Source organism: Zarconia sp., from assembly GCF_057467645.1.
The window spans coordinates 68,768-90,966 of sequence record NZ_JBRJXU010000054.1; the positions used below are offsets into that span (position 1 = coordinate 68,768).

Genomic DNA, 22,199 nt, shown 5'->3' on the forward strand with positions numbered 1-22,199 from the left:
CCCGTTCCTGAAAAAATTCGATCGCGACCACAATTTCGCTGAGAATAGACCCCATTTATTGAGAATGAAAGCAATTTTGATAACGAGTTTACGTGGGTTCGGGGGTGTGGTAGGATTGAATTTATCGATTCCTGGGGGAGAGTGCGTTCATTTTTTGTACGATTATCAAAAAAATGGGAATCCAACTTGGAATTCCCACTCGAAATTAATTAATGTCTGAAATTGTCGCGATCTATCCCCACCAGCTTTTTAAAAATCATCCCGGATTAGCTCCTGGCAGAAAAGTTCTGCTGATTGAAGAACCCCTATTTTTCACTCAATACGCTTTTCACAAAAAAAAGCTGCTCCTGCATCGATCGACAATGAAGATGTATGCAGATTATCTAATATCTCAACAGTATCCAGTTCGATATATTGAGGCAGAAGATTTACCAGAATCTCACCAAATATCCCGTTTTTTAGAAGAGGCGCGAAAAGTCTGGGTTTGTGATGTTTGCGACGATTGGCTCTCCAGGGCGATCGAAAAAGCTTGTCATCTCGCCAATGTCGAGCTAGAAATTTTAGAATCACCCAATTTTCTCACGGATATTACTTGGGCACAACAATATTTTAGCAGACAAACGCGCTACTATTTCACTTCTTTTTATCGAGAACAACGGCAGCGATTGGGGATGCTTCTCGATAAAAATAAAAAGCCGATTGGGGGCAAGTTAACCTTCGACACGGAAAATCGCAAGAAGCTCCCACGAGGCATTAAAATACCGAATGTTCGGGTGAATTATTCTAATACTTATATCCAAGAAGCATCGAGCTATGTCGATCGACACTTTCCCGAAAATCCAGGGAGTACCAAAAACTTTTGTTATCCGGTAACCTATGAGGACGCGCGGGCATGGCTCGATCTATTTTTGCAAGAACGCTTTGCCGATTTCGGACAGTACGAAGATGCTATCGATCGCGATCGTAACTTCCTGTTTCACTCCGTCCTGACGCCGATGTTAAATATCGGTCTCCTCAATCCCCAAGAGATTCTCGATCGCACTTTAGATGAGGCAAACCATCGAGAGATTCCCCTCAACTCTTTAGAAGGTTTCGTGCGTCAAATTATCGGCTGGCGAGAGTATATGCGCTTGCTCTATCTTCTCGAAAGTCGATCGCAGCGATCGAAAAATTTCTGGCATCATACCCGCCCGATTCCTAGTTCGTTCTGGACGGCGACGACGGGAATCGACCCGGTAGATGCGGCCATTCAACGGGTTCTCGACGACGGCTACACCCACCATATCGAGCGTCTGATGATACTCGGTAACTTCATGCTGCTGTGCGAGTTCGACCCCGATGAGGTGTATCGCTGGTTTATGGAACTGTTTATCGATGCCTACGATTGGGTGATGGTTCCTAATGTCTACGGTATGAGTCAATATGCCGATGGGGGTCTGATTGTCACCAAACCCTACGTCAGTAGTTCTAGCTACGTTCGCAAGATGAGCAATTTCCGGGCCGGTGATTGGTGCGCGGTGTGGGATGGACTGTATTGGCGATTTCTGGAAAAGCACCGCGAGATTTTTAGCAAAAACCCCCGCAGCAAGATGATTGTCGGACATCTCGATCGCATGGGAACCGAAAAACTGGCAACCCATCTTCAGAATGCGGAGAATTTTTTAGAAGTAATAAGTGATAAGTGATAAGTAATAAGTCGTATAGGTAAAGTCCAGATTAAATGGAATAAAGCTTCTTCATCTTCATAAATGAAGAACAAATTGAGATCGAATTCGTTTGTCGAATCCTCTGACTTTCAATACCGGTCAAACTTATTACTTATTACTTTCAACTTATGACTTGTGAGAGCGGCGATCGGCAACTATTAAACGAAGGCGACCGGATGGCGCAAGGGTGACTCCTCGACGAACGGGTTTGATGGGTCGATCGTCGGGCAGTACCAGTTTCAATTGAGAGACGATGGTGGCGATCGCCAATTTCATTTCATAGAGTGCCAATGCCTGCCCCAAACAGCGGCGATTTCCCCCACCAAAGGCATAAAACTCGTAAGGGGAATATTGCCGTTCTAAAAAGCGTTCGGGTTTAAACTGTTTGGGATCGGGATATAAATCTTCTCGATGGTGGGTGAGATAGATGCAAGGGGCGAGATAGGTTTCCGGGCCGAAGTGGTGACCCATCACCGAAAAGGAAGATTTGACGATCCGGGGGAAGGTAATCAGGGCAACGGGGTAAATCCGCAGGGTTTCTTGGCAAATAGCGTTGAGGTAGGGGGCTTTGACGATCGCCATCGGGTCGGGCTTTTCCCCCAAACTGGCGAGTTCCTCCCGCAGTTTTTGCCCCACGTCGGGCAGCTTGTGAATCCAATACAGCGCCCAAGCCAATGCCGTCGCGGTGGTTTCGTGTCCGGCGAGCAATAGGGTGAGCAGTTCGTCGCGCAGTTCGCGATCGCTCATCGCATCTCCATATTCATCTCGCGCGCACAGGAGAAGGGTCAAAATATCAGTGCGGCTTTCATCGAGGGTTTCGCGGCGTTCCCGGATTTCAGCATAGAGTAACTCGTCGAGTTGTGCCTTACACCGCATGAAGCGACCCCAGGGACTCCACGGCCCCCAATCTTGTTGCAAGCCTCTGAAAAACAGCAAACTGGAACTGAGGGGAGAACCGGTCATATCCAGCACTGTCGTCATCAGTTGGCGGACTTTTTCGTAGCGCGGACCGTCATTCAAGCCAAAGACGACTTTGAGAATCACCCGCATGGTAATTTCCTGAGTGGCTTCTCGGACGGAGAACGATTGACCGATTTGCCATCGGGCCATCACTTCCTGGGTAATCTCTTCGATGGTGGTGGCGTAAGTCTGCATCCGCTCTCCGTGAAACGGCGGCATCATTAACTTACGCTGTTGTTTGTGGCGATCGCCATCGAGTAGCAGCATAGACTCACTTCCCACCAACGGCAGCAAAATCCCATTGGCCCGTCCCGAATCAAAGGTTCTCGCATCAGCACTGAGAATTTCCCGAACAGCTTGCGGGTCGCAAACAAAGACTAAATTGAACTGGCTTCCCAGGCAGGCGGTAAAGACATCTCCAAATCGCTGGTGGTTGGTTTCCATGTACCCCAGAGGGTTGGATACCCACTGAAACATTTGCAACTTGGGATTGGTCGTCGGGCCGGCAGGAAGTTTCATCATATCTGTATTCGTCACGGGTGATGGGCGATCGTCCGCGTTGAGTTCCCAAAACCTAGAAGTCTCACTGATTTAGAGAGAGTGTGCGGTCTAGTCCCATGCTTCTATTGTAACGAAATGATAAGCAATCGGCGTGGAGAGTGAGGACACCATCGGACGATGATGTCCTGCGATCGCGTTGAATAGGGTTTTACCCATCATGATGCTTGTTGCTTGCCAGTTTGCGATAACAGAGGTTCTGCACTCGCCTATTGCGCCTTAGCGATTTTGAATGCTGCCGCGCAATTCGCGAGATTCTTGTTTAACTTTGCCTTTAACCGCAGCAAGTTGCAGATGGATAAAGGCTTTAAAGTCCTCAACATCGTACTTGTCGGTTAAGAGCTGTCGCAGTCGATCTTCTGCGCTCACGCTTAGATAACCGCTTTCTAATGTCTGTTGGACGATTTCGCGAATTAGAACCATATGCTTCACCCTGACGTAAATGTGGACGCATTTGGCGTTGGGAAATTTTCGATCGTGGGGATCGTTACCCGGAGATCGAATTTTTCCGTGCCACCGTTGCCGCCGGTCGGATCTCTGGAACGAAAGCCAGTGTAATTGGAGAATTCCCCAATATCCCCGCATCGATCGAATCATACCGACTTGCAGCAACAACGCCCCGGCTTATTGTCTTGTCAGTCAGCCAGACAAAAATTTCGCCAAATTCATATTTGTTTACAAAAATTCACAGAAAAGAGATGATTCCTCTCCTCCGAATGAAGTTCTGGGGAAATTTGGGAGTTAAACTTCCATTTCGGGGGTTTGGGAATCAGCGATCGCGGTTTATTTTCCCTGAAAATCATCCCGGATCTTTCCCCAAATCGTAAAGTCGTGCGAAATAAATTAAATTGGGACTGATAAGTTTATTGAAGGGGAGCATTAACTTCGAATGCACCCAATTAAACTTGGGAGCGAATTCGGTCGATTGGAATCAAATATTATCTAAGGATGAATGCAACCTGCCGAGGAAGCGTCCCCCCCTCCAAAGCCAACCATCGGAACCTCAACGGTCGAGAACCCGAACGTTCCGAGTCTGTCGAGGGACAGCTTGCCCGACTTGTCGCCGAAACCTGCCAGCATCGCCCTGGCTCGTTAAAGCGCCGTCAAAGCTTCAATCGTTTGGTGCGTGCCATTATTGACTCCGGCAAATTGTGGCGGGAAAATACCCCTTACTACGGTGATGCCCTGCAGCAGACGTGGCTCTATCTGTGCCGCAATCTCTGTGAGGGCACCACTGGAGCGCAGTACGATCCTCAAAAAAGCCAAGTGACCACTTGGCTCAATCAATATTTGAAGCGACGACTGCAAGATTTCTACCTCGCCGCAAAAAGCCCGGAACAACAGCAAGTTCACCCCAACACCTCTCAAGCAGATCCGGCTTCGAGCACCATCGAAAATCTGCCCGCACCGCCGGAAATTCCTCCCATTTTAGAGGAAACCCGGCAGTGGGTGATTCGAGATCGAGATGGGGAGTTAAGACGCATTCATATCAAAGGTCGTCCGGATTTGACCTGTCAGCTTTTGATTTTGCGTCGTTTGCCTCCGGAGACGGATTGGAAAACCTTAGAACGGGAGTTGGATTGCTCGTACTCCACCCTAGCCAACTTTTACCAACGCCAATGTCTGCCGCGCTTGCGAAAATTTGGCGAATTTCAGGGATACATATAGTAGAGGGAACTCTTGCCATCGAGATGTTAGACACCACGATCGAAACCCAGTCTTTACCGATACCCATTACTCAGAAGGCCCGCGATCGCGCCCGAGAATTTAGCGCCGAACAACCCAATCCAGAGCGTGCCGAACGGGTTTATCTCAATACTCTAGCGGTCTGGGTCGTCCGCGACTACTTGCAACTGATGGCGATCGAAACCCATTTAGAAGCTGGTGACAGTTGGAACCCCCTGATGCGAATGTGTGCTGATGTCGCCGATTTGAAGATCGATGGGGTGGGGACTTTAGAATGTCGTCCGCTCAAGGTGCCGGAGCCTTCCTCAGACCCGGTTCGCAGCCGTCACGCGCGGGTTTGTACGATTCCTCCAGAAGTGCAAGCAGAACGGGTAGGGTACGCGATCGTCGAAATTGATGATGCGAACTCGATGGCAACTCTATTGGGATTTGTGAAAACCGCCGGGAACGGGACGATTTCCCTCGATCGACTTGAATCCATCGACGGGTTGCTGGCTCATATAGAACGGGTCGGTCAACCCAAAATCCAATTGACTCGCTGGTTGCAAGAACAGTTTGAAACCGATTGGACCGATGCCGAATCCCTATTATTTCCAGAATTCGGAATATCCGGGATGGGCGATCGCTTCCAGACGAGATCGAATTGGGGGCGATGGATACAGGCCCTCAAGCGCGATCTCACTCCATCGAGCGATGCAGGCACCTTAGCCATCCGCAGCCCGGGGAGAATTACTCGACTGGTTCCCGAAGCCCAGGTCGCCCGCGCCAAATTAGTGGATTTCGGGATGCAGTTGGGAGATCGGGCGATCGCCCTGCTGGTGGCCCTGACTCAAGATCCCGATCGCAAAGTGGGGATTTGGGTGCAAGTGCATCCGATGCGAGGGGCGCAATATTTACCTGCCAACCTCAAATTGGCGTTGCTCTCCGACACCGGGGAAACCCTGCAAGATGTGGTCTCCGACGATCTCGATCTCTACATTCAACTGCGACCGTTCAAAGCTTTGCCCCAAACTCAGTTCAGCCTGCAAGTCGCCCTCGACGACCTCAGCCTGACGGAAGCCTTTGCCATTTAGCCCCATGTGGGACCTAATCAACATCCGTTCGGGATAAAAAGTGTAGGGTGTAGGGGTTAGAGTCGGGGGCGATCGCGAGTGCTTGGAGTCGATTGGAGCGGGTGGGGTTTGAGGTTCTTCGACTCATGAGTCGAATCCACATCAGCACGCTGGACTTTCAACGATCCTTAACTCGCCCCTGACGTTAACTATCCAAAACCCGATCGAGCCGGGTCAAAGGTGAAGGGGGAAGGGGGATCGGGTCTGCTAAACGGTCACGCGGCTGGGCAGAAAGTTGCACGTGGTGTCATTTGAGGAAAATCGATCGTGAGCGAGTTAGTTATCTTAAATCTGGGACCGGGGAACTTCGAGGAGGGGTTTGGTGCGGTCACCGCTCGTTTGGGCAAACCGGGTCGAGGGGGAATGCAGTTTACCGGCAGCTTGCCCCCGGCACCGGAACTACCCCAACTCTACCGCAACTGGCAGCTCCTGTACGAAGCTCTGTGTCGTTCTCGCACCCGATCGGGTATTGAAATTGCCTCTGCGGGGGTCACCCACATCTCCGAGGCTGCATTTACCGACGTGTACCGAGACCTGGAGCAACACATCCAACAATGGCTGGGGTCAGAGGGGTTTCGCCCCATCGAGCGGCAACTGCGAACCCAACTCAATCCCTCTCAACCCATTCGCTTGGCGATCGAAACCGATAACGAAACGGTGTGGCGACTGCCCCTCCATTTGTGGTCGTTTCTCAAAGATGAATATCATTTGGGGGAGATTTCCCTCAGTTCTCCAGAATATTGTGCCCCGCCGCAACGGAAAAACACCGGGGAGAAGGTGGTGCGAATTTTGGCAATTTTGGGTAACAGTATCGGCATCGACGTGCGTAAAGATCGAGCCTTACTCGCCCAATTGCCCGGTGCGCAGGTGAAGTTACTTGTCGAACCCCAGCGCGCCGAACTTAACGCTCGACTTTGGGAGCAAGGTTGGGATATTCTCTTTTTCGCCGGTCACAGCTCCTCAGAGGTGGATGGCAGCCGGGGTAAGCTCTATATTAACCGCAATTCTCACCATAATAGTTTGACGGTGGCGGAGCTGCAAGAAGCCCTCTATCGTGCCAGCCAGAAGGGATTGCAACTGGCAATTTTTAATTCCTGCGATGGGTTGGGGTTGGCGCGGGATTTGGCGGGGGCGAAGATTCCCCTCCCGACGACGATCGTCATGCGCGAACCCGTTGCCGATGCGGTAGCTCAGACGTTTTTGAAGTATTTTTTGCGGGGGTTTGCCTTTGGTGAGCCATTTCACGTCGCGGTGCGGCAGGCGCGGGAGCAACTCAAGGGGTTAGAAGACGAGTTTCCCGGTGCCAGTTGGCTGCCGGCGATTTGCCAGCATCCGGCGATCGAACCTCCAACTTGGGCCCAACTGAGTACGGGGGAGACAGAAAACCCAGTAACCCTCGAGAGGCGATCGCCCCTCCCTCGAAAGCGACGGTGGCAGTTGGCGGCAACCATTGCTCTGGCGTGCGTGGGGGGATATTTGGGAATCGGACCGCAAATCGCGCGCTGGGGGAATCAACTGGGGCTGATGTATCACGATCGCGGTGAGTTTTTTACCGCCCGAGTGCTATATCGCACCGCTGCTGCCTTGAATTTCAGATATGCCGCCCCCTATTACAATCTCGGTTGGCTTTGCGATGAGATGGGCAATCGGCAATGCGCAATCGCGGCTCACCAAAAGGCAGCACTGCGGGGTCATTCGGAAGCCTATGCCGAAGCCTCTCGCTTGCAAATCCTCGATGGAGACTACCACGGAGCGATCGGGGGGATTCGTCAATGTTTGGCACGCGCGGAGTACGATGCCGTTCGCGCCGCCTGTCGGAAAAATTTGGGCTGGGTGCGTCTGAAACAGGAGCGCTACGAGGAGGCGGAAGAAGAGTTGCGAGGGGCGATCGCTCTTGAAACCGATAGTCCCCACTCCCACTGCCTTCTGGCTCAAACCCTTGAAGCGGGAGGCAAATCCCAACAAGCGCGTCAATCCTGGATCGATACCCTCAAATACGCTTCAGATGCGGTTCCCGAACAGGATGAATGTATTGGTTTAGCTCGGAAGCGTTTGGCTTCTGGGGCACAGAGTTCATAAAACATCTGTTTGGGATCGAACAGTGCCCGGTGACGGTAGGTTTGTCGGGTTTGGGGTTAGGGTTTTTCCGAATTTCCACCCATCATATCAAGCTCGGTTAAACACTTACAATTCCGGTTTGAGTGAGCTTCGGGGGCTTTGGGGGCGTGGGGGGCTTCGGGAGCGGTCGGACCCCGCGTTGGCGTAAGACGCAAGGGAACGCCGACCGAGAGAATTCGAGAAAAATTTTAGCAATCGCGCCTAATTGTAACGAATCATCCGAACTTGATATTACCCGCACCGATCGATGGACTGCTGGCTTCAGTTTTGAGATTGCCAACGTTTCATCTCTTCTTCAATAAAATGATTCACCAAATCTCGATACATTTTCTCGATCGCATCGGGATTTAGATTCTCCTCTTGAGCCCAAATTCGTCGCTGTTCGAGCATTGCTTGAAAGCGATCGGGTGCTTTCACGTCGGTCTGACTTTTTTTAAACTTTGCCGCGGCTCGAACGTAGCCAAAACGCTGACCCAGCAAAGCAATAACTTCTCGATCGAGCCGATCGATTTCAGCTCGAATATCTGCCATATTTTTACACTCATCAGGCTTTTTCATAACACTCCAAGTTCTGGACGCACAAATCCACAGACACAATCCATGGATTAATGTCAGTTTGGGATAACAGTTTCCGGTGAGGATGGGGTGTAGGGTGACCGGGTGTCGGGGGAATGGAATCTCGTAGAACTGCCTCCGTTGACCAATTTTCTCCAATGTGGAACGGGAGCCATCCACACATGAGGCGAATCCACTTCACCACCTCTGGACAATCCTTAACCCGAACTGGCGTTGGATTAAGCGATTTCTAACAACACCTTCAATACCCCGCGTTCCCGCGCCCGATCGAATGCTGTCAACCCTTCTAATAAGGGATAATGACGATCGACGAGCGATCGCACGTCCACCCGTTCTTGAGCGAGCAGTTCCAGCGCCGGAGCAAAGGGGCCGCACCGAGAACCAATGAGGGTAATCTCATCTACCACTAGAGATGACATATCGAGAGTGAGCTTGCCAGCGTAGGTACTTTTGAGCACCAGGATTCCGCGCGATCGCAAAGCTCTACGGACGAGCTCGAATCCTGAAGGGTTACCGGTACACTCCACGGCAATATCGAAGCTGCGATCGTCCACGGCATCGGCAAATCCCGTCTGAATCCCCCGCGCCGCTAAATTCGCCAGTTTTTCTTCGTGTCGCCCCACTGCCAGTAAGTCGCATCCCGTCAGCGCCAGGGTTTGCGCCACCAATTGTCCCAATTTCCCATCTCCCACCACCAAGACTCGCTGGTTCGGTTCGATCTTCACCTGTTCCTGAATTTCCAAGGCAGCCGCCAGGGGTTCGGTGAAGGTGGCGACATCGGTGGGAACGTTCTCGGGAACGGGATGTAGGTTGGCAATGGGTAGCGTCAAATATTCGGCAAACGCCCCATTGCGATTCATAATGCCCAACACCGTTCGGTTTTCGCAATGGGTGGGAATGCCGCGACGGCAAAACCGGCAGATGCCGCAAGCGGCGTTGATTTCCCCCACCACGCGGCGATCGACTAAATGTTGCGGCCCTCGTTCTACCACGCCGACAAATTCATGTCCTGGCACGCCGGCATAGGGATAGTATCCCCGCATCAGTTCCAAATCCGTATTGCAAATTCCCGCTCGCAACACTCGTACCAATGCTTCCCCTGCAGCGGGTTCGGGCATGGGGATATCCGTTCGCAATTGCAGTTGTTGGTTCTCAAGCCAAAGTCCGTTCACGATCGTGCCTCCAGTTCTTGCTGGTTTCGGTTGCCTGGGTTTGGGTGAAGGAGAACAGAGGAAGCAGGAGAAAATGGGAGACGAAACTCACAATTCACCCCACACCCCACACCCCATACCCCACAAGCCATTCACTCGTCACCAAAATCGGGAATCACCCATTTCGGGGGAGCCGTCATTTTCTTGCGGAAGGCGGCCTCGGCGATATCATGCATTTTATCCAAGGAGGTATCCTTCATGAACTCAGTGGCTTGGCTGGCGTATTGCAGGTTGGGGCATTTCTCCCCCAGCACGCAGCCATTGACGCACTCTTTGGCACAGTCTACGGTTTTTTCTTCCATGGTTCTCCTCTCGTTTGTTATTGGCATCGAACCGATCGAGATCTGGGTCTAATCGATCGATCCGCTCGAAGTGTTCTCGTTTTTGATTGTATATTTTCGAGGAAATCCGTGCCGACGAATGCAGATCGATGCCGACCGAAATATAGCAGTTGCCACTGTCGTTAGGACACAAGTGACTGTGGGCAGAGGAGGCTTCGGGGGAAAGACCATGGGTTAATGACAACATTGTCCGTCGTTATCCTAATCGCAAGGCGCAGTTTTTCTCAAAGAACATCGGCTGAGTCGAGCCTCCCCCAACTCAACCGATGTCAAAAAAGCGATCGGGGCGATCGCTCTAAAACTTATACGACTCCCGCGTTACCGAGAAGCTGGGAAAGAATGGAGTTCACAAAACCGAGGGCAAGCGAACCCAGCAGCGCGCTCCAAATTCCCCAACGCAAGCGAAATCCCGATACCAACCACGCCGCAATGCCAAAAATGACAGCATTGATGATGATGGCAAATAACCCAAAGGTGACAAACACTAATGGAAACCCGAAAAAGTCTAAAACGGGTTTGAGTAGCGCGTTTAAAATCCCGAAAACGGCTGCTGAAGTCAGTGCTTTACCAAAGCTATCCACCTCCACGCCAATGGGAATGTAGGAGATGATAATAAAACTGACGGCCGTCACTAATAGAGTAACGATTAACCCAATAATATCCATGTTGCAACTCCCGAATCTAATAATTTAGATGTTAATCCGATGGAAGATGAAACACCTCAATCGATTCAGTTACTTCCCGGTCTTGGGAAGCCCTCGCGAGTCATCCGATTCCCAAAGTTCGATCGAGGGCTTTCACCCCACATCCTCTCTAAACATTAAAGCGGAATAACATCACATCGCCCTCTTGGACAACATAATCTTTACCTTCACTGCGCACAAGTCCCTTCTCTTTTGCCGCACTCATCGAACCCAAATCCACTAAATCTTGATAGGCGACGGTTTCGGCGCGAATGAAACCCCGCTCGAAATCTGTATGAATCGCACCCGCGGCTTGTGGTGCTTTCTGACCGACGCGAATCGTCCAGGCGCGGGTTTCTTTAGGACCGGTGGTTAAGAACGTCCGCAATCCCAATAGATCGTAGGTGGCGCGAATCAGAGACTGCAATCCCCCTTCGGTGACCCCTAAGGCATCGAGAAAATCGCCCCGTTCTTCTTCGGGTAACTCGATGAGTTCCGATTCCACTTGTGCCGAAATGACTACCACCTGAGCGTTTTGTTCGGCGGCAAGTCCTCGCACTTTCTCCACCCATTCATTCCCAGTTGCCAAATCGTCTTCGCAGACGTTTGCCCCGTAAATAATCGGTTTGCGCGTCAGCAGTCCTAAAGGCTTGACTAACTCGATTTCCTCTTCGCTCAATTCGGCTTGACGCGCGGCTTTACCTTCGTTGAGGACGGCGGCAATTTTTTCTAACGTCTCGAGTTCGAATTGCGCGTCTTTACTGCTGCGAGCCTGCTTGCGGGTACGGAGAATACGCCGTTCCACCTGGTCGAGATCCGCCAATCCCAATTCTAGATCGATGGTTTCGATATCTCGCAGGGGATCGATCGAACCGGAGACATGGATGATATCATCATTCTCAAAACAGCGAACCACATGGACGATCGCATCGACTTCTCGAATATTGGCGAGAAACTGATTCCCCAGTCCTTCCCCCTTACTTGCCCCTTTGACGAGTCCGGCAATGTCTACAAATTCGATGCGCGTGGGGACAATTTGTTCCGAGGTCGAAATCTCTGCCAAAACTTGCAGGCGTTCGTCGGGAACGGCAACTACGCCGACATTGGGTTCGATCGTGCAAAATGGAAAGTTTGCCGCTTGGGCTTTGGCATTGGCGACCAAAGCATTGAAGAGAGTCGATTTACCAACGTTGGGTAGTCCAACAATTCCAGCTCTGAGCATTTTAAAGGGTCGGTTTTGAATAATTAACAGAATCGAACGCGATCGACGCTCTGCATACTGTAACGTGTGGGGTAGACCCGTGACTAGTTGGGTGTTGGGTGTAGGGTGTAGGGTGTAGGGTGTAGGGTGTAGGGTTTGGGGAACAGTTACTCGTTTTTCTATCCCCGTCTCCGCGTCTCCCCATCTCCGCGTCTCCCCATCTCCGCGTCTCCCCATCTCCCTCTCCCCCCATCTCCCTCTCCCCCCATCTCCCCATCTCCCTCTCCCCTATGTCTTCTTCCCTCTGGCCGTATGTCACCCCCGGTATTCCCGATAATTTGTTCGATCGCCTTCCGGGAATTCCCATGAGCAAGCGCGAAATTCGCTTGCTGCTGCTGTCGCAACTCCGTCTCGATGCCGATTCGGTGTTGTGGGATATTGGGGCGGGAACGGGAACGATTCCCGTCGAAAGTGGTTTGCTGTGTCCCAAAGGTCGGATTGTCGCCATCGAGCGAGATGAAGATGTCGCCAATCTGATTCGTCATAATTGCGATCGCTTTGGGGTGAAAAATGTCGAGGTGATTGAAGGCAGCGCCCCGGAATGCCTCAAAGACTTGCCTTATCGTCCCGATCGCGTTTGTATTGAAGGGGGTCGCCCCATTAAACCTATCCTGCAACAGGTCTGGGAATATCTGCCTTCTGAGGGTCGCATCGTCGCCACCGCTAGCAATCTCGAAAACTTGTACGTGATATCTGAATGTTTTGCCGAGTTACACCTGCGCAACATCGAGGTGGTACAGTCGGCGGTGAATCGTCTAGAAAAACGCGGCACCCATCAAGTCTTTGCCGCTGTCGATCCGATGTTTATTCTCAGTGGGGAGAAGTTAGATTGAATTGTTAATTGACAATGGGTGAATAGCACTAAATTAAGATTCAATAAATCGCCCAAAGCCTTGATATTCCCTAGGGTGAGCATCGCCCACGCGCTCTAAGTCAGCAATGACCCGACAATGGGTCAGTCGCGACGCTCTTCCCCCACATCCTACAACCCACACCCCACACCCCACACCCTCAAGGGAAAAATTAACTAATTATTGCTAAGTTCCAAATACTCTTAACGTCTGATTAAACTTAAGATTGGGTTAAGCCCAAGGTTGAGTGGTGTGTTTTGCACAATACAAGGGACATCATTCCGGTCAAAGATCGCAGATCGATGGCTCAACCCTCAGCGAATACCCTCTTTTGGAGAATCTGTTTTTTTTTATGTTGGCGACTCGAATTATTAGCGGCATTGTCGCAATTGCCGTGGCCTTAGGGATGATTGTTGGCGGGGGTTGGTACTTTACCCTCGGTATGGCAGTGCTATCCTACCTGGCTTTAGTTGAATATTTTCAACTGGTACGAGCTAAAGGAGCAGTCCCGGCAGGCAAAACGACCATCGTCCTCAGCCAAATCCTGTTGGTGACCGCTTTGATTGCTCCCCATCGGCTGGAGGTGATGTTTCCCGTCGCGGGGACGGCGATTTGCTGTTACCTGTTGTTTCAACCTCAAATCGCAACGATCGCCGATATTTCTAGTTCCATTTTGGGACTCTTTTATGCAGGTCTGCTCCCCACCTACTGGATTCGATTGCGATCGCTCCAGGATTACGATTTGTCGAGTAGCACCGTTGGTGGTCCTTTAATTGCCAGCACGCAGCCGTTAGCGGGGTTTTTACCCGAAGATTGGTCTAAGGCTCATTTTCTCTCTTTGGGACTGACCGTGACGCTGTTGGGGTTTACCTGTATTTGGGCGGCAGATATCGGCGCTTACTTTTTCGGTAAATTTTTCGGACGCACTCCCTTGTCGGATATCAGCCCGAAGAAAACCGTCGAAGGAGCTGCTTTCGGAATGCTCGCAAGTACTCTGGTGGGAGCAATTTGGGCTTGGTGCTTGCATTGGCCGATGTGGTGGCTGGCCGGAAGCAGTCTGGGTCTGGCAACGGGTTTGATGAGTTTGCTTGGAGACTTAACGGAGTCGATGATGAAGCGGGATGCGGGGGTTAAAGATTCCGGTCAGCTCATTCCCGGTCATGGCGGCATTCTCGATCGCACCGACAGTTACGTTTTTACCGCACCAGCTATCTACTACTTTATTGTTTTGGTTTTACCGCTTCTTTCTAACTGAATGGGCTCATTCATTGGGGAGGAAGGTATCGATCCCGACGTGGATTTTTGAATCGATCGAAAGTCGCCACATTTAAGATTTTTATTCTTTTTTATTGAGATATTTTCCTGATAAAATTCAAAAATGGTTTTCGACGGCTTAACTAATTCTAGGAAAAATTCGCTCAAAGGGTCGTTCGTTCGATTCATTCGATTCAATTGTCAGGAAAAGCTGTACCGAAAACCAAGCGCGATATTACACTTCTGTTGTCATCGATACGGTAGATCGGTTATAAACTGTCTAAGCTGAGTATAAATCTAGGGGGTTCCACCCAAAATTTGTCTATTTTTTGAGAATAGAGTCAATAAAAATTGAAGCAAATCGTGGAGCGCAGATCGTGAACGCGGCAGAACAAGCAAAAAATTTTCAAGTCGCCAGTAAAATTGCGGCAGTTGTTAACCTGTTTAAGTCCGAGTTTCCCGATTTAAAATCGGATCTCAAACCTTGGATGAACGACCCCGATACCCAAAAGATGGTCGATCCCGACTCGATCGATATCGGCTTTCATTTTCCCGGCTGGAGTCGTCGCATCCAAAGCCGCAGTATCTTGGTACAAATTCGCTTTCACCAAGACTCTCTAGAGCAACAACGCCGTGCGATCGGCGTCGAAACCGCCGGATACGACCACACCGGTCGGAAATGGCGATTCTCGACGGTGGAAAACTGGCAGTTCGTCGGCGATACCGAACCCGCTTCGGAAATTAAGGATAAATTAAAGCACTGTTGCCGTCAGATTCTGGAATTGTTTAGTTCGGCAGGGGAATGGGATATGGAAGATAGCGCTTAAGTCAGCATTCAGTCCTCAGCCCTCAGGCTTCAGCCAAAACCTGACGGGAAAACAAAGGAGGACACGGAAGGTCATAGACATCTGGAGAAAATTCACAATAACATCAATTTCTATGGCGAAGTCCTGTATTTTCCCGCCTTTTCCCCTTTCCCCTTGACCCTTAGTCTTAGCCACTAACAATTTCCCATTCCGGTAAAAACTGAGCCTCCTGAAGAATCTGATACAAGTTACACTCCGATTCGAGCAAGCAAACGTGACCGCTATCGGGTAAAACGATGGTCTGGGAATTGGGGAAAAAGCGGGCAAGGCGATCGGCCTCTTCCACTGATGGCAGTAGGCGATCGCCCTGACTCGCTAGCAAGAGTGTGGGTTTTTTGAACTGATGCAGTTGGATGGGTAAAAAGTCGAAATCTCGCAGCAGGGATAGTCGCCAACTCGCCGTTGCCGGAGACACCGACTGCATTGCCTCAACCAGCCGACTTCGATCGCGTCGGGAAACCCGATCGAGCGCGATTAAAAAGGGTAGTAATCCAAAAGCTGAAAGTTGGTACATCGGTTCGACAAACCAACGAATAAACGGCGCACCCCAAGCCATCCAAGCGCGTTTCCGGAAGGAGGATGCCGGGTTGACGAGAATCAACCCATCGAATAATTCGGGCGATCGAATGATGATTTGCAAGGCCAAACATCCCCCAAAGGATTCCCCACATAAATAAACAGATCGACAAGATCGATTTTTAAGTTCTCGGTGAATTAAATCGAGGGTTCGATCGGCAAGCTCCTCCCATCCCATGCGATCGTCGTAATTGGACAGCGACAAACATCGCAAATCGAAACTCGTTCTCAAGCCCGGAGCCTGTAGGTGTAAGAGTTCCCCGGTGCCATCCATTCCCGGCAAAAAGACAAATAAAGGGCGATTGGGGTGAGATGGATAGGGCTTGAGAAAGCGGAGTTTGGGGTTTTCAGTTAACATTTTTGAACTAAACTAACACGGGAAGTTGGGAGAATTCGGAATTCGGAATTCGGAAGTCGGAATTTGGAACTGAAGAGGCGAGGAGAGCCGCCTAACAAGGAGATTGGCATTTTCGTTCTCGATCGAAACTCACGTCGGGGAGTCTGTGTCGTTAACGCACTGAGAACTGGCAACTGTTCACCGCTCTCCATCCCTGCATCCTCGTTCTAATAGCGTCGTAATTTCGCGATGGGTGTAATCCACCAGATTCGAGATCGCCGTCCTGGCTTGGCGACCTTGATACGCTTGCCGTTGGGCTTGGGTAATCCAATAGGGACGACCGATTAAAATCGAGAGGCGATGATAGACCACCATCGGATGCCAACCCCAACTATCGAAGAGGGGTTCGCTGGGGTCGAACAAACCTAGTAGTTTGACGGGAACGGCAGGGTAGGTGGTTTCGTCTGTTGATGCGATCGCGACCGGTAAGACCGCTAAATTGGGGGCAGACGATCGCAAAGCTAAATGGGCAAATCCTCGATGAAAGTTGCCCACTTCCTGGGGAGAGGTAAAATTAACCATCGGTTGTGCCCCTTCCGGGAAAATACCCACCACTTGCTGGCGATGTAACAATTCGCTGCCGCGATGCAAGAAACCCTGCTGTCGCCGTTCGGGTTCCGGGAGGGGAAAACACCCCAAGGACGTGACGATATCCCGCATCACGGGAACTTGTCCCATATAGTGATGGCAAGCAAACCGAATCGGACGACCCAGGGCCGCCATCAGAACGGGGGCATCCATAAAACTGCGATGGTTGCTGGCGACGAGAACCGGTCCGTCGAGGGGAATGCGGTCTTCATGGTAGACGAACATTCGCGTTCCCATGGCTGTGAGGAACGATCGCGAGATTTGTAGCGGACTTTGGGACATCAGTTCGGTCAAATGCCGATTTCCTTTATTAAAAGCGCGAGTAAAGTGACAACTCTCGATCGCACGAGTCAGGAATTGAGCGTCTATTTCAATTCCGATTCGCGTGTTTAGATTTTCTCAAATCCAAGTTAGTTGCCTAAGTTATATCGAGTATTGTGACTCGTTTTTACCGTTTTTACGAGTGTAGCGAAGTTAGCTCGACGGTATCAAGTGGAATTTACAGCTCTCGATGGTAAGCAATGCAGGCAATCTAACTGGATGGGTGCCGGTATATGAATTGCCGATGGGCATTGTTGCGTCTGAGCTCAGTCATCTCGGCGACTGAGGGCAGCTCGAGCTCCTCCACCAGAAGCCGTCCGATCTTAGACCTGAAGCTTTATATGTGTTTTGGGTGCCACTTTTAAGAGATGCCGACTCAAAAAATATTGTCGAGCAGATCGAATACGCTCAATGCCGGAAATAGGGGGGTCACCACCGAACCGAGGCTTTCAGTAAAAGAGCGATCGCGCCGCACCACCAGGGTATCGCCATCTTGCAGCACCAACCCATCGACAAATCCCGCTTCGAGATCGATTTCAACTTTTTGATGAAATAGCGTTCCGTTGGAATTGAGGCGAATTAACTCGATCGAACCCGTTTGCGCGTCGCGATCGCTAAAACCCCCAGCAGCAAAAAAGGCATCTTCGATCGAAGCATTGGGAGACACCTCGATCGACCCCGGCGCGATCGCCTCACCCGCGACGTTCACCCGAATCGTATCCGGGGAGAAGGTTGCCGATGCCACTTCTTGCGCTTCCCCCTCGACGATGGCTTCTGCTTGGGGAACCCAAATTGTATCCCCGGTTTGCAACAACACATCCTGGGATAAATCCCCCGTTTGCAACAGCGCCCACAAATCCACCGTGATGTGCTGTTCTCCCCCCGTGAGAGGTTGGCGGCGAACTTCGATCTGGCGAATATCGGCTAAAGCGGTAATGCCACCCGCAGTTCTCAACGCTTGGGTGAGGGAGGCTTCCCCCGTGCCGGCAGGGGTGACTTCGAGATTGAGGGTGTGGGTTCCCGGACGATTTACCGCGCCGACAACGGCAACGGTAACTGGTTCGGTGCGATCGGCTGTAAAGTTCGCCCTCGATTCCTGGCGAGCGGCAATGGTATCGATTTCCGTTGCAGCGGGAACAAAAATGGTATCGCCATCTTGCAAGGGAATATCTTGGCGCAAGTCACCCGATCGAAAAAATGCTGACAAATCTACTGGAATGATTTCTTCTCCCTCGGAATGACTGCGGCGCACTTCGATATTCTGCAATGCGGCGGCCGGTGTCGTCCCAGCAGCTAGTTGCAACGCTTGTGTCACCGTGGGTAACTCGATACCGACTCCATCGGTGGCGGGCAAAAGCTGATAAGCCCCCGGACGAGTCACTTCCCCAGCGATGCCAACTTCCAAAGCTCTCACCCCCGCCAGGCGCAGTTGAAGAATGGGACGGGCGAGAATGGGGGTATACTGACGCAGAATTTCCGCTTCTGCCTGGGCAAGGCTCAACCCAGCGACGGAAACCCGGCCGATGAGGGGTAAATTCAGCGTACCATCGACGAGAACGGCGTACTCCTGGCTGTATTCGGGAACGTTAAAGACATCCAGGGCGATGGTATCTCCCGCCCCGAGAAGGTAGGCTGCGGAGGGGGATGTTTCATCAACTGGGGTATCGGGAATTCGATCGTCGATAACCGTGGCTTCTGGAACGGTGACTTCGGTCGGGCGATCGCCGAACTGAGGTAACTGGGCGTGAAGCGATCGAGGCATGGATAGTAGCGTTACAACTCCAAGAATACCCATCGGCATTCGCAAAATTAACGCGATCGAAAAGAATTTTGCGGTCGGCATAATCGTCAATGGCGATCGAAAGTTTTTGAGTCTAATATCCTTTTTCAATGAGAATAAATCGGCATTCGGAAAATTTCGGGAGGACGATCGGAGCAAATAGACATCTGGTGGAAAAGGGTTATATTCGATCGGGTTGAACGACCATCATATAAAAAATTCACCGATCGCGTTCTTCCCCTGCCTCTGCTGCCTCCTTTCGGGATCCCGAACTGACGTGAATTAAGTTGCACGTGGCGTTCGTCGCTTCACAGAATCGAGTCGATCGAACCCGGTAAATTCAACACAGCAAAAAAAATTAGATCGAAGCGTCATTGAGAATTGATGACAAATTAAGGTATCAGACGTTGCACTTTGCCCTTGAAAATCGGGAATTTATTGAGTCTATCGCCAAGTTTCCGGTAGAATCAGAGCCAAATTCCAATGTAAACAAAAGTTACTTCTGGAGGGCAGACTCATTACACTCTCTCTCGATCGAATCCAAACATCTGCTACCCCTGAAGCCGAGAATGCGGTGCTTCAGATTCAGGGTCGTTCCCCTTTGAAAGGACACGTGAGAATCAGCGGGGCGAAGAATGCAGCTTTGGTGGTGATGGCAGGGGCATTGCTCTGCCCTCAAGACTGTCGCTTGCGTAACGTTCCCTCTTTGGTTGACGTGAAGCGCATGGCTCAAATTTTGGCAGCTTTGGGTGTCAAGCTCGAGCATCAAGGGGACATCTTGGATCTCAATGCCGAGCATATCGGTCACTCCCAAGCTCCGTACGAATTGGTAAGTCAATTACGGGCCAGCTTTTTTGCCATCGGACCCCTACTCGCTCGTCTGGGAACGGCCCGCGTGCCGCTGCCAGGGGGATGTGCCATCGGTGCTCGACCGGTGGAACTGCACGTTCGCGGCTTGCAAGCCATGGGTGCTGACGTGCGCATCGAAAGCGGTGTGGTTCACGCCGAAGTTCCCGGCTCCAGTTCTCGGTTGAAGGGCGCGAAGATCCATCTCGACTATCCCAGCGTTGGGGCAACAGAAACCCTGATGATGGCGGCAACCCTTGCCGATGGGGAGACGCGCATCGAAAATGCGGCTCAAGAGCCGGAAGTCATTGATTTGGCTAACTTCTGCCGTTCCATGGGCGCTCGGATTCAAGGGGCGGGAACCAAAACCATCGTGATTTCCGGCGTTCCCAGCTTACACAGCACCGATTACTCGATTATTCCCGATCGCATCGAAGCGGGAACCTTTTTGGTGGCTGGGGCCATCACCCAATCGGAGTTAACCATGTCTCCGGTGATTCCCGATCATTTAAGTGCGGCGATCGCCAAATTACGGGAAATCGGCTCTCAAGTTATCGTTGAAGCCCCCGATTGCTTGCGCGTCGTACCGGGATACAATCGGGCGGCCGATATCGAAACTCTGCCCTATCCGGGTTTCCCCACGGATATGCAAGCCCAGTTCATGGCGTTGCTGACGGTGAGCGAAGGTAGTAGCACCATTGAAGAGACGGTGTTTGAAAACCGACTGCGCCACGTTGCCGAACTGCAACGCATGGGAGCTGATATTCGCGTGAAGGGCAATATCGCCATCGTCCGGGGCGTACCGATGCTTTCGGGGGCACCGGTCTTGGCGACGGATTTACGAGCCTCTGCGGCGCTGGTATTGGCGGGATTAGCCGCTGATGGAACGACCACCATCCGAGACTTGCGACATCTCGATCGCGGTTACGAAAACCTGACGGCGAAAATGCAGCAACTCGGAGCCAAACTCGAACGGGTGACTCAGGAGGTGGATGCTTCCGAAGACGCCGCTTCCGAAGAATCCACTTTAAAATAGGGAACGAGATGACCAAAGTCCGAGGCTGATGATGGCTGAGGTTGCTATTAGGGGTAATGGGTTGGCAAGATCGGTCTTTTCAGATGCGGGAAGTCCGATCTCGCCCAATACTCAACCGAGATAAATGCCGATGGTAACCCGGTTTGAAAGTCATACTTTTCGATCGGCGTTACAGTCAATTTATCGAATTGAATATTCTCCACAACTCATCCCCATCAACACTCGCAATTGTTTGCCTCTGTTTGTCCCTTCGCCAACCGGCTCCCCATTTACCACTCCTCTATGTCCTTCTCCAAAACCATTCTCACGGGTCTGCAATCCGATCGATTTCGCCACCCCCTGGATTTACAAGCCACCCAAGCTCTCAAGCAAATTCCCGGTATGGACTTGATGGTTCGCAACCTGCTCGGGGCTTTGGGGGAAAAGTTTTTTTATCTGGAAAATATCGCCTCTAGCGTGCGGGTGAGCGAAAACCAACTGCCAGATTTACACGAGTTATTAGTTGAAGCGGCGCGAATTCTCGATCTCGAACCGCCCCAACTCTACGTGCGCCAGAACCCGGTTCCCAACGCCTATACGTTTGCCATGCGCGGCCGCCAGCCTTTCGTGGTCATGCATACCTCTCTCATCGATATGCTGACTCCCGAGGAGATTCAGGCGGTCATCGCCCACGAACTGGGACACCTCAAATGCGAACACGGCGTTTATTTGACCTTAGCTAATTTAATTACTCTCGCGGCCGGATTGATTCCCAACTGGGGAGGACTCATCGCCCAAAATCTGCAATCGCAAATGCTCGAATGGGTGCGCTGTGCTGAGTTTAGCTGCGATCGGGCGGCATTGCTGGCAACCCAAGATCCCCAGGTGGTGATGTCGGTGTTGATGAAACTCGCCGGAGGTTCCCCAAAACTTGCCCCCCAACTCAACCTGGATGCGTTCCTCGCCCAAGCCCGCGCCTACGACGAAATTAGCGACGATCGCCTCGGGGATATGCTCAAACAAGCCCAAACCGAACAACTCACCCATCCCGTTCCCGTCCTGCGCGCGCGGGAGATCGATCGCTGGGCCAGTTCGCCAGATTATCAATGCTTGTTAAAATGTGGCGCATCGGGTTATAATGGTGAAGTTGCATCCAAGGGCGGATGGCGAAATTGGTAGACGCACCACACTCAAAATGTGGCGGCTTCGGTCGTGAGAGTTCGAGTCTCTCTCTGCCCACTGTACATCTAAATAAAAGTAGCGATGAGACTGAAGCGATGGGAATCTCCCCGCCGCCCGGGGAGAAACGCTAAAGGAAAAGGCGGTGCGGCCCGAGCCAGACAGCTCAAAAAGCAGCAAAAGCTATTGCGTAAGAAACTCAAGCAAGAAAACCCAAGTTTTGAGAGGAGCAGCGATGCTCCTCTTCTTTTTTTGTGCCTGTTTTGGAGTCTGCTTGTCAGCATTCAGTCCAAGAGCGATCGGCTGACAATGTT

19 protein-coding genes and 1 tRNA gene are annotated in these 22,199 nt (G+C 51.4%); 10 read left to right on the top strand and 10 right to left on the bottom strand.

All coding sequences use genetic code 11. The annotated features are described in order from the left end of the window. The first annotated feature begins 212 nt into the window (after positions 1-212). Positions 213-1,685, top strand: a complete 1,473-nt coding sequence (locus tag AC2215_RS07575) for a cryptochrome/photolyase family protein (RefSeq protein WP_486809361.1) — start codon at positions 213-215, stop codon at positions 1,683-1,685. A 147-nt stretch (positions 1,686-1,832) separates the two neighbouring features. On the opposite strand, the gene AC2215_RS07580 is transcribed toward AC2215_RS07575, so the two are convergent. Together AC2215_RS07580 and AC2215_RS07585 are read right to left on the bottom strand one after the other, a co-directional pair. After that, complete coding sequence (locus AC2215_RS07580; protein ID WP_486809362.1) at positions 1,833-3,188, bottom strand: cytochrome P450; 1,356 nt, start codon at positions 3,186-3,188, stop codon at positions 1,833-1,835. 255 nt (positions 3,189-3,443) lie between these two features. Further along, on the bottom strand, positions 3,444-3,821 hold the full coding sequence (locus tag AC2215_RS07585) for a hypothetical protein (protein WP_486809363.1): 378 nt from the start codon (positions 3,819-3,821) through the stop codon (positions 3,444-3,446). A 351-nt stretch (positions 3,822-4,172) separates the two neighbouring features. On the opposite strand from AC2215_RS07585, the gene AC2215_RS07590 reads away from it, so the two are divergent. From AC2215_RS07590 to AC2215_RS07600, 3 genes are all read left to right on the top strand, one after another. Next, positions 4,173-4,892: a sigma-70 family RNA polymerase sigma factor gene (locus AC2215_RS07590; RefSeq protein WP_486809364.1), complete on the top strand. Its 720-nt coding sequence runs from the start codon at positions 4,173-4,175 to the stop codon at positions 4,890-4,892. A gap of 23 nt (positions 4,893-4,915) precedes the next feature. Continuing rightward, positions 4,916-5,983 carry a DUF1822 family protein gene (locus AC2215_RS07595; RefSeq protein WP_486809365.1) on the top strand — a complete coding sequence of 356 codons (1,068 nt, stop codon included), beginning with the start codon at positions 4,916-4,918 and terminating at the stop codon, positions 5,981-5,983. A gap of 306 nt (positions 5,984-6,289) precedes the next feature. Beyond that, positions 6,290-8,101 carry a CHAT domain-containing tetratricopeptide repeat protein gene (locus tag AC2215_RS07600; RefSeq protein WP_486809366.1) on the top strand — a complete coding sequence of 604 codons (1,812 nt, stop codon included), beginning with the start codon at positions 6,290-6,292 and terminating at the stop codon, positions 8,099-8,101. Between the two features lie 300 nt (positions 8,102-8,401). Here the strand turns inward: AC2215_RS07600 and AC2215_RS07605 are convergent, their stop codons facing one another. The 5 genes from AC2215_RS07605 to ychF form a co-directional block, all read right to left on the bottom strand. Then, the gene (locus AC2215_RS07605; protein WP_486809367.1) at positions 8,402-8,698 is read right to left on the bottom strand and encodes an isochorismate lyase; all 297 of its coding nucleotides are present in this window, start codon (positions 8,696-8,698) and stop codon (positions 8,402-8,404) included. Positions 8,699-8,934: 236 nt separating this feature from the next. After that, positions 8,935-9,888 carry an MDR/zinc-dependent alcohol dehydrogenase-like family protein gene (locus AC2215_RS07610; RefSeq protein WP_486809368.1) on the bottom strand — a complete coding sequence of 318 codons (954 nt, stop codon included), beginning with the start codon at positions 9,886-9,888 and terminating at the stop codon, positions 8,935-8,937. Positions 9,889-10,019: 131 nt separating this feature from the next. Further along, positions 10,020-10,229, bottom strand: a complete 210-nt coding sequence (locus AC2215_RS07615) for a hypothetical protein (protein WP_486809369.1) — start codon at positions 10,227-10,229, stop codon at positions 10,020-10,022. A 341-nt stretch (positions 10,230-10,570) separates the two neighbouring features. After that, positions 10,571-10,933 (bottom strand): phage holin family protein, encoded by a 363-nt coding sequence (locus AC2215_RS07620; protein ID WP_486809370.1) that lies wholly within the window; start codon positions 10,931-10,933, stop codon positions 10,571-10,573. Positions 10,934-11,081: 148 nt separating this feature from the next. Beyond that, a complete protein-coding gene (gene ychF / locus AC2215_RS07625) occupies positions 11,082-12,173 on the bottom strand; it encodes a redox-regulated ATPase YchF (protein WP_486809408.1) in 1,092 nt (363 codons plus the stop codon). A 269-nt stretch (positions 12,174-12,442) separates the two neighbouring features. Between ychF and cbiT the strand changes: the two genes are divergently transcribed. The 3 genes from cbiT to AC2215_RS07640 all read left to right on the top strand — a co-directional run bounded on the left by cbiT (position 12,443) and on the right by AC2215_RS07640 (position 15,144). Continuing rightward, positions 12,443-13,045: a precorrin-6Y C5,15-methyltransferase subunit CbiT gene (cbiT, locus tag AC2215_RS07630; RefSeq protein ID WP_486809371.1), complete on the top strand. Its 603-nt coding sequence runs from the start codon at positions 12,443-12,445 to the stop codon at positions 13,043-13,045. A 370-nt stretch (positions 13,046-13,415) separates the two neighbouring features. Then, positions 13,416-14,318, top strand: a complete 903-nt coding sequence (locus AC2215_RS07635) for a phosphatidate cytidylyltransferase (RefSeq protein ID WP_486809372.1) — start codon at positions 13,416-13,418, stop codon at positions 14,316-14,318. 376 nt (positions 14,319-14,694) lie between these two features. Next, a complete protein-coding gene (locus AC2215_RS07640; protein ID WP_486809373.1) occupies positions 14,695-15,144 on the top strand; it encodes a hypothetical protein in 450 nt (149 codons plus the stop codon). A 166-nt stretch (positions 15,145-15,310) separates the two neighbouring features. Here AC2215_RS07640 and AC2215_RS07645 read toward each other — a convergent pair whose 3' ends face one another. The 3 genes from AC2215_RS07645 to AC2215_RS07655 all read right to left on the bottom strand — a co-directional run bounded on the left by AC2215_RS07645 (position 15,311) and on the right by AC2215_RS07655 (position 18,908). After that, entirely contained in the window at positions 15,311-16,117 is an 807-nt protein-coding gene (locus AC2215_RS07645) for an alpha/beta fold hydrolase (protein WP_486809374.1), read from the bottom strand. 177 nt (positions 16,118-16,294) lie between these two features. Beyond that, positions 16,295-17,038 carry a lysophospholipid acyltransferase family protein gene (locus tag AC2215_RS07650; protein WP_486809375.1) on the bottom strand — a complete coding sequence of 248 codons (744 nt, stop codon included), beginning with the start codon at positions 17,036-17,038 and terminating at the stop codon, positions 16,295-16,297. A 403-nt stretch (positions 17,039-17,441) separates the two neighbouring features. Beyond that, positions 17,442-18,908: a polysaccharide biosynthesis/export family protein gene (locus AC2215_RS07655; protein ID WP_486809376.1), complete on the bottom strand. Its 1,467-nt coding sequence runs from the start codon at positions 18,906-18,908 to the stop codon at positions 17,442-17,444. A gap of 454 nt (positions 18,909-19,362) precedes the next feature. Between AC2215_RS07655 and murA the strand changes: the two genes are divergently transcribed. The 3 genes from murA to AC2215_RS07670 all read left to right on the top strand — a co-directional run bounded on the left by murA (position 19,363) and on the right by AC2215_RS07670 (position 21,945). Next, a complete protein-coding gene (murA, locus tag AC2215_RS07660) occupies positions 19,363-20,727 on the top strand; it encodes a UDP-N-acetylglucosamine 1-carboxyvinyltransferase (RefSeq protein ID WP_486809409.1) in 1,365 nt (454 codons plus the stop codon). Positions 20,728-21,009: 282 nt separating this feature from the next. Next, a complete protein-coding gene (locus AC2215_RS07665) occupies positions 21,010-21,885 on the top strand; it encodes a M48 family metallopeptidase (RefSeq protein WP_486809377.1) in 876 nt (291 codons plus the stop codon). Then, positions 21,864-21,945: transfer RNA gene (locus tag AC2215_RS07670), tRNA-Leu, on the top strand. The genes AC2215_RS07665 and AC2215_RS07670 overlap by 22 nt, the downstream gene beginning before the upstream one ends. The last annotated feature ends 254 nt before the right edge of the window (positions 21,946-22,199 follow it).

What these genes read in the sequence shown, in the direction of transcription:
- AC2215_RS07585 (WP_486809363.1), bottom strand. Translation starts at nt 3,821, where the DNA reads ATGATTCGATCGATGCGGGGATATTGGGGAATTCTCCAATTACACTGG.
- AC2215_RS07590 (WP_486809364.1), top strand. Translation starts at nt 4,173, where the DNA reads ATGAATGCAACCTGCCGAGGAAGCGTCCCCCCCTCCAAAGCCAACCAT.
- cbiT (WP_486809371.1), top strand. Translation starts at nt 12,443, where the DNA reads ATGTCTTCTTCCCTCTGGCCGTATGTCACCCCCGGTATTCCCGATAAT.
- AC2215_RS07620 (WP_486809370.1), bottom strand. Translation starts at nt 10,933, where the DNA reads ATGGATATTATTGGGTTAATCGTTACTCTATTAGTGACGGCCGTCAGT.
- AC2215_RS07580 (WP_486809362.1), bottom strand. Translation starts at nt 3,188, where the DNA reads ATGATGAAACTTCCTGCCGGCCCGACGACCAATCCCAAGTTGCAAATG.
- AC2215_RS07595 (WP_486809365.1), top strand. Translation starts at nt 4,916, where the DNA reads ATGTTAGACACCACGATCGAAACCCAGTCTTTACCGATACCCATTACT.
- AC2215_RS07605 (WP_486809367.1), bottom strand. Translation starts at nt 8,698, where the DNA reads ATGAAAAAGCCTGATGAGTGTAAAAATATGGCAGATATTCGAGCTGAA.
- AC2215_RS07655 (WP_486809376.1), bottom strand. Translation starts at nt 18,908, where the DNA reads ATGCCGACCGCAAAATTCTTTTCGATCGCGTTAATTTTGCGAATGCCG.
- AC2215_RS07645 (WP_486809374.1), bottom strand. Translation starts at nt 16,117, where the DNA reads ATGTTAACTGAAAACCCCAAACTCCGCTTTCTCAAGCCCTATCCATCT.
- AC2215_RS07635 (WP_486809372.1), top strand. Translation starts at nt 13,416, where the DNA reads ATGTTGGCGACTCGAATTATTAGCGGCATTGTCGCAATTGCCGTGGCC.
- ychF (WP_486809408.1), bottom strand. Translation starts at nt 12,173, where the DNA reads ATGCTCAGAGCTGGAATTGTTGGACTACCCAACGTTGGTAAATCGACT.
- AC2215_RS07575 (WP_486809361.1), top strand. Translation starts at nt 213, where the DNA reads ATGTCTGAAATTGTCGCGATCTATCCCCACCAGCTTTTTAAAAATCAT.
- AC2215_RS07615 (WP_486809369.1), bottom strand. Translation starts at nt 10,229, where the DNA reads ATGGAAGAAAAAACCGTAGACTGTGCCAAAGAGTGCGTCAATGGCTGC.
- AC2215_RS07665 (WP_486809377.1), top strand. Translation starts at nt 21,010, where the DNA reads ATGTCCTTCTCCAAAACCATTCTCACGGGTCTGCAATCCGATCGATTT.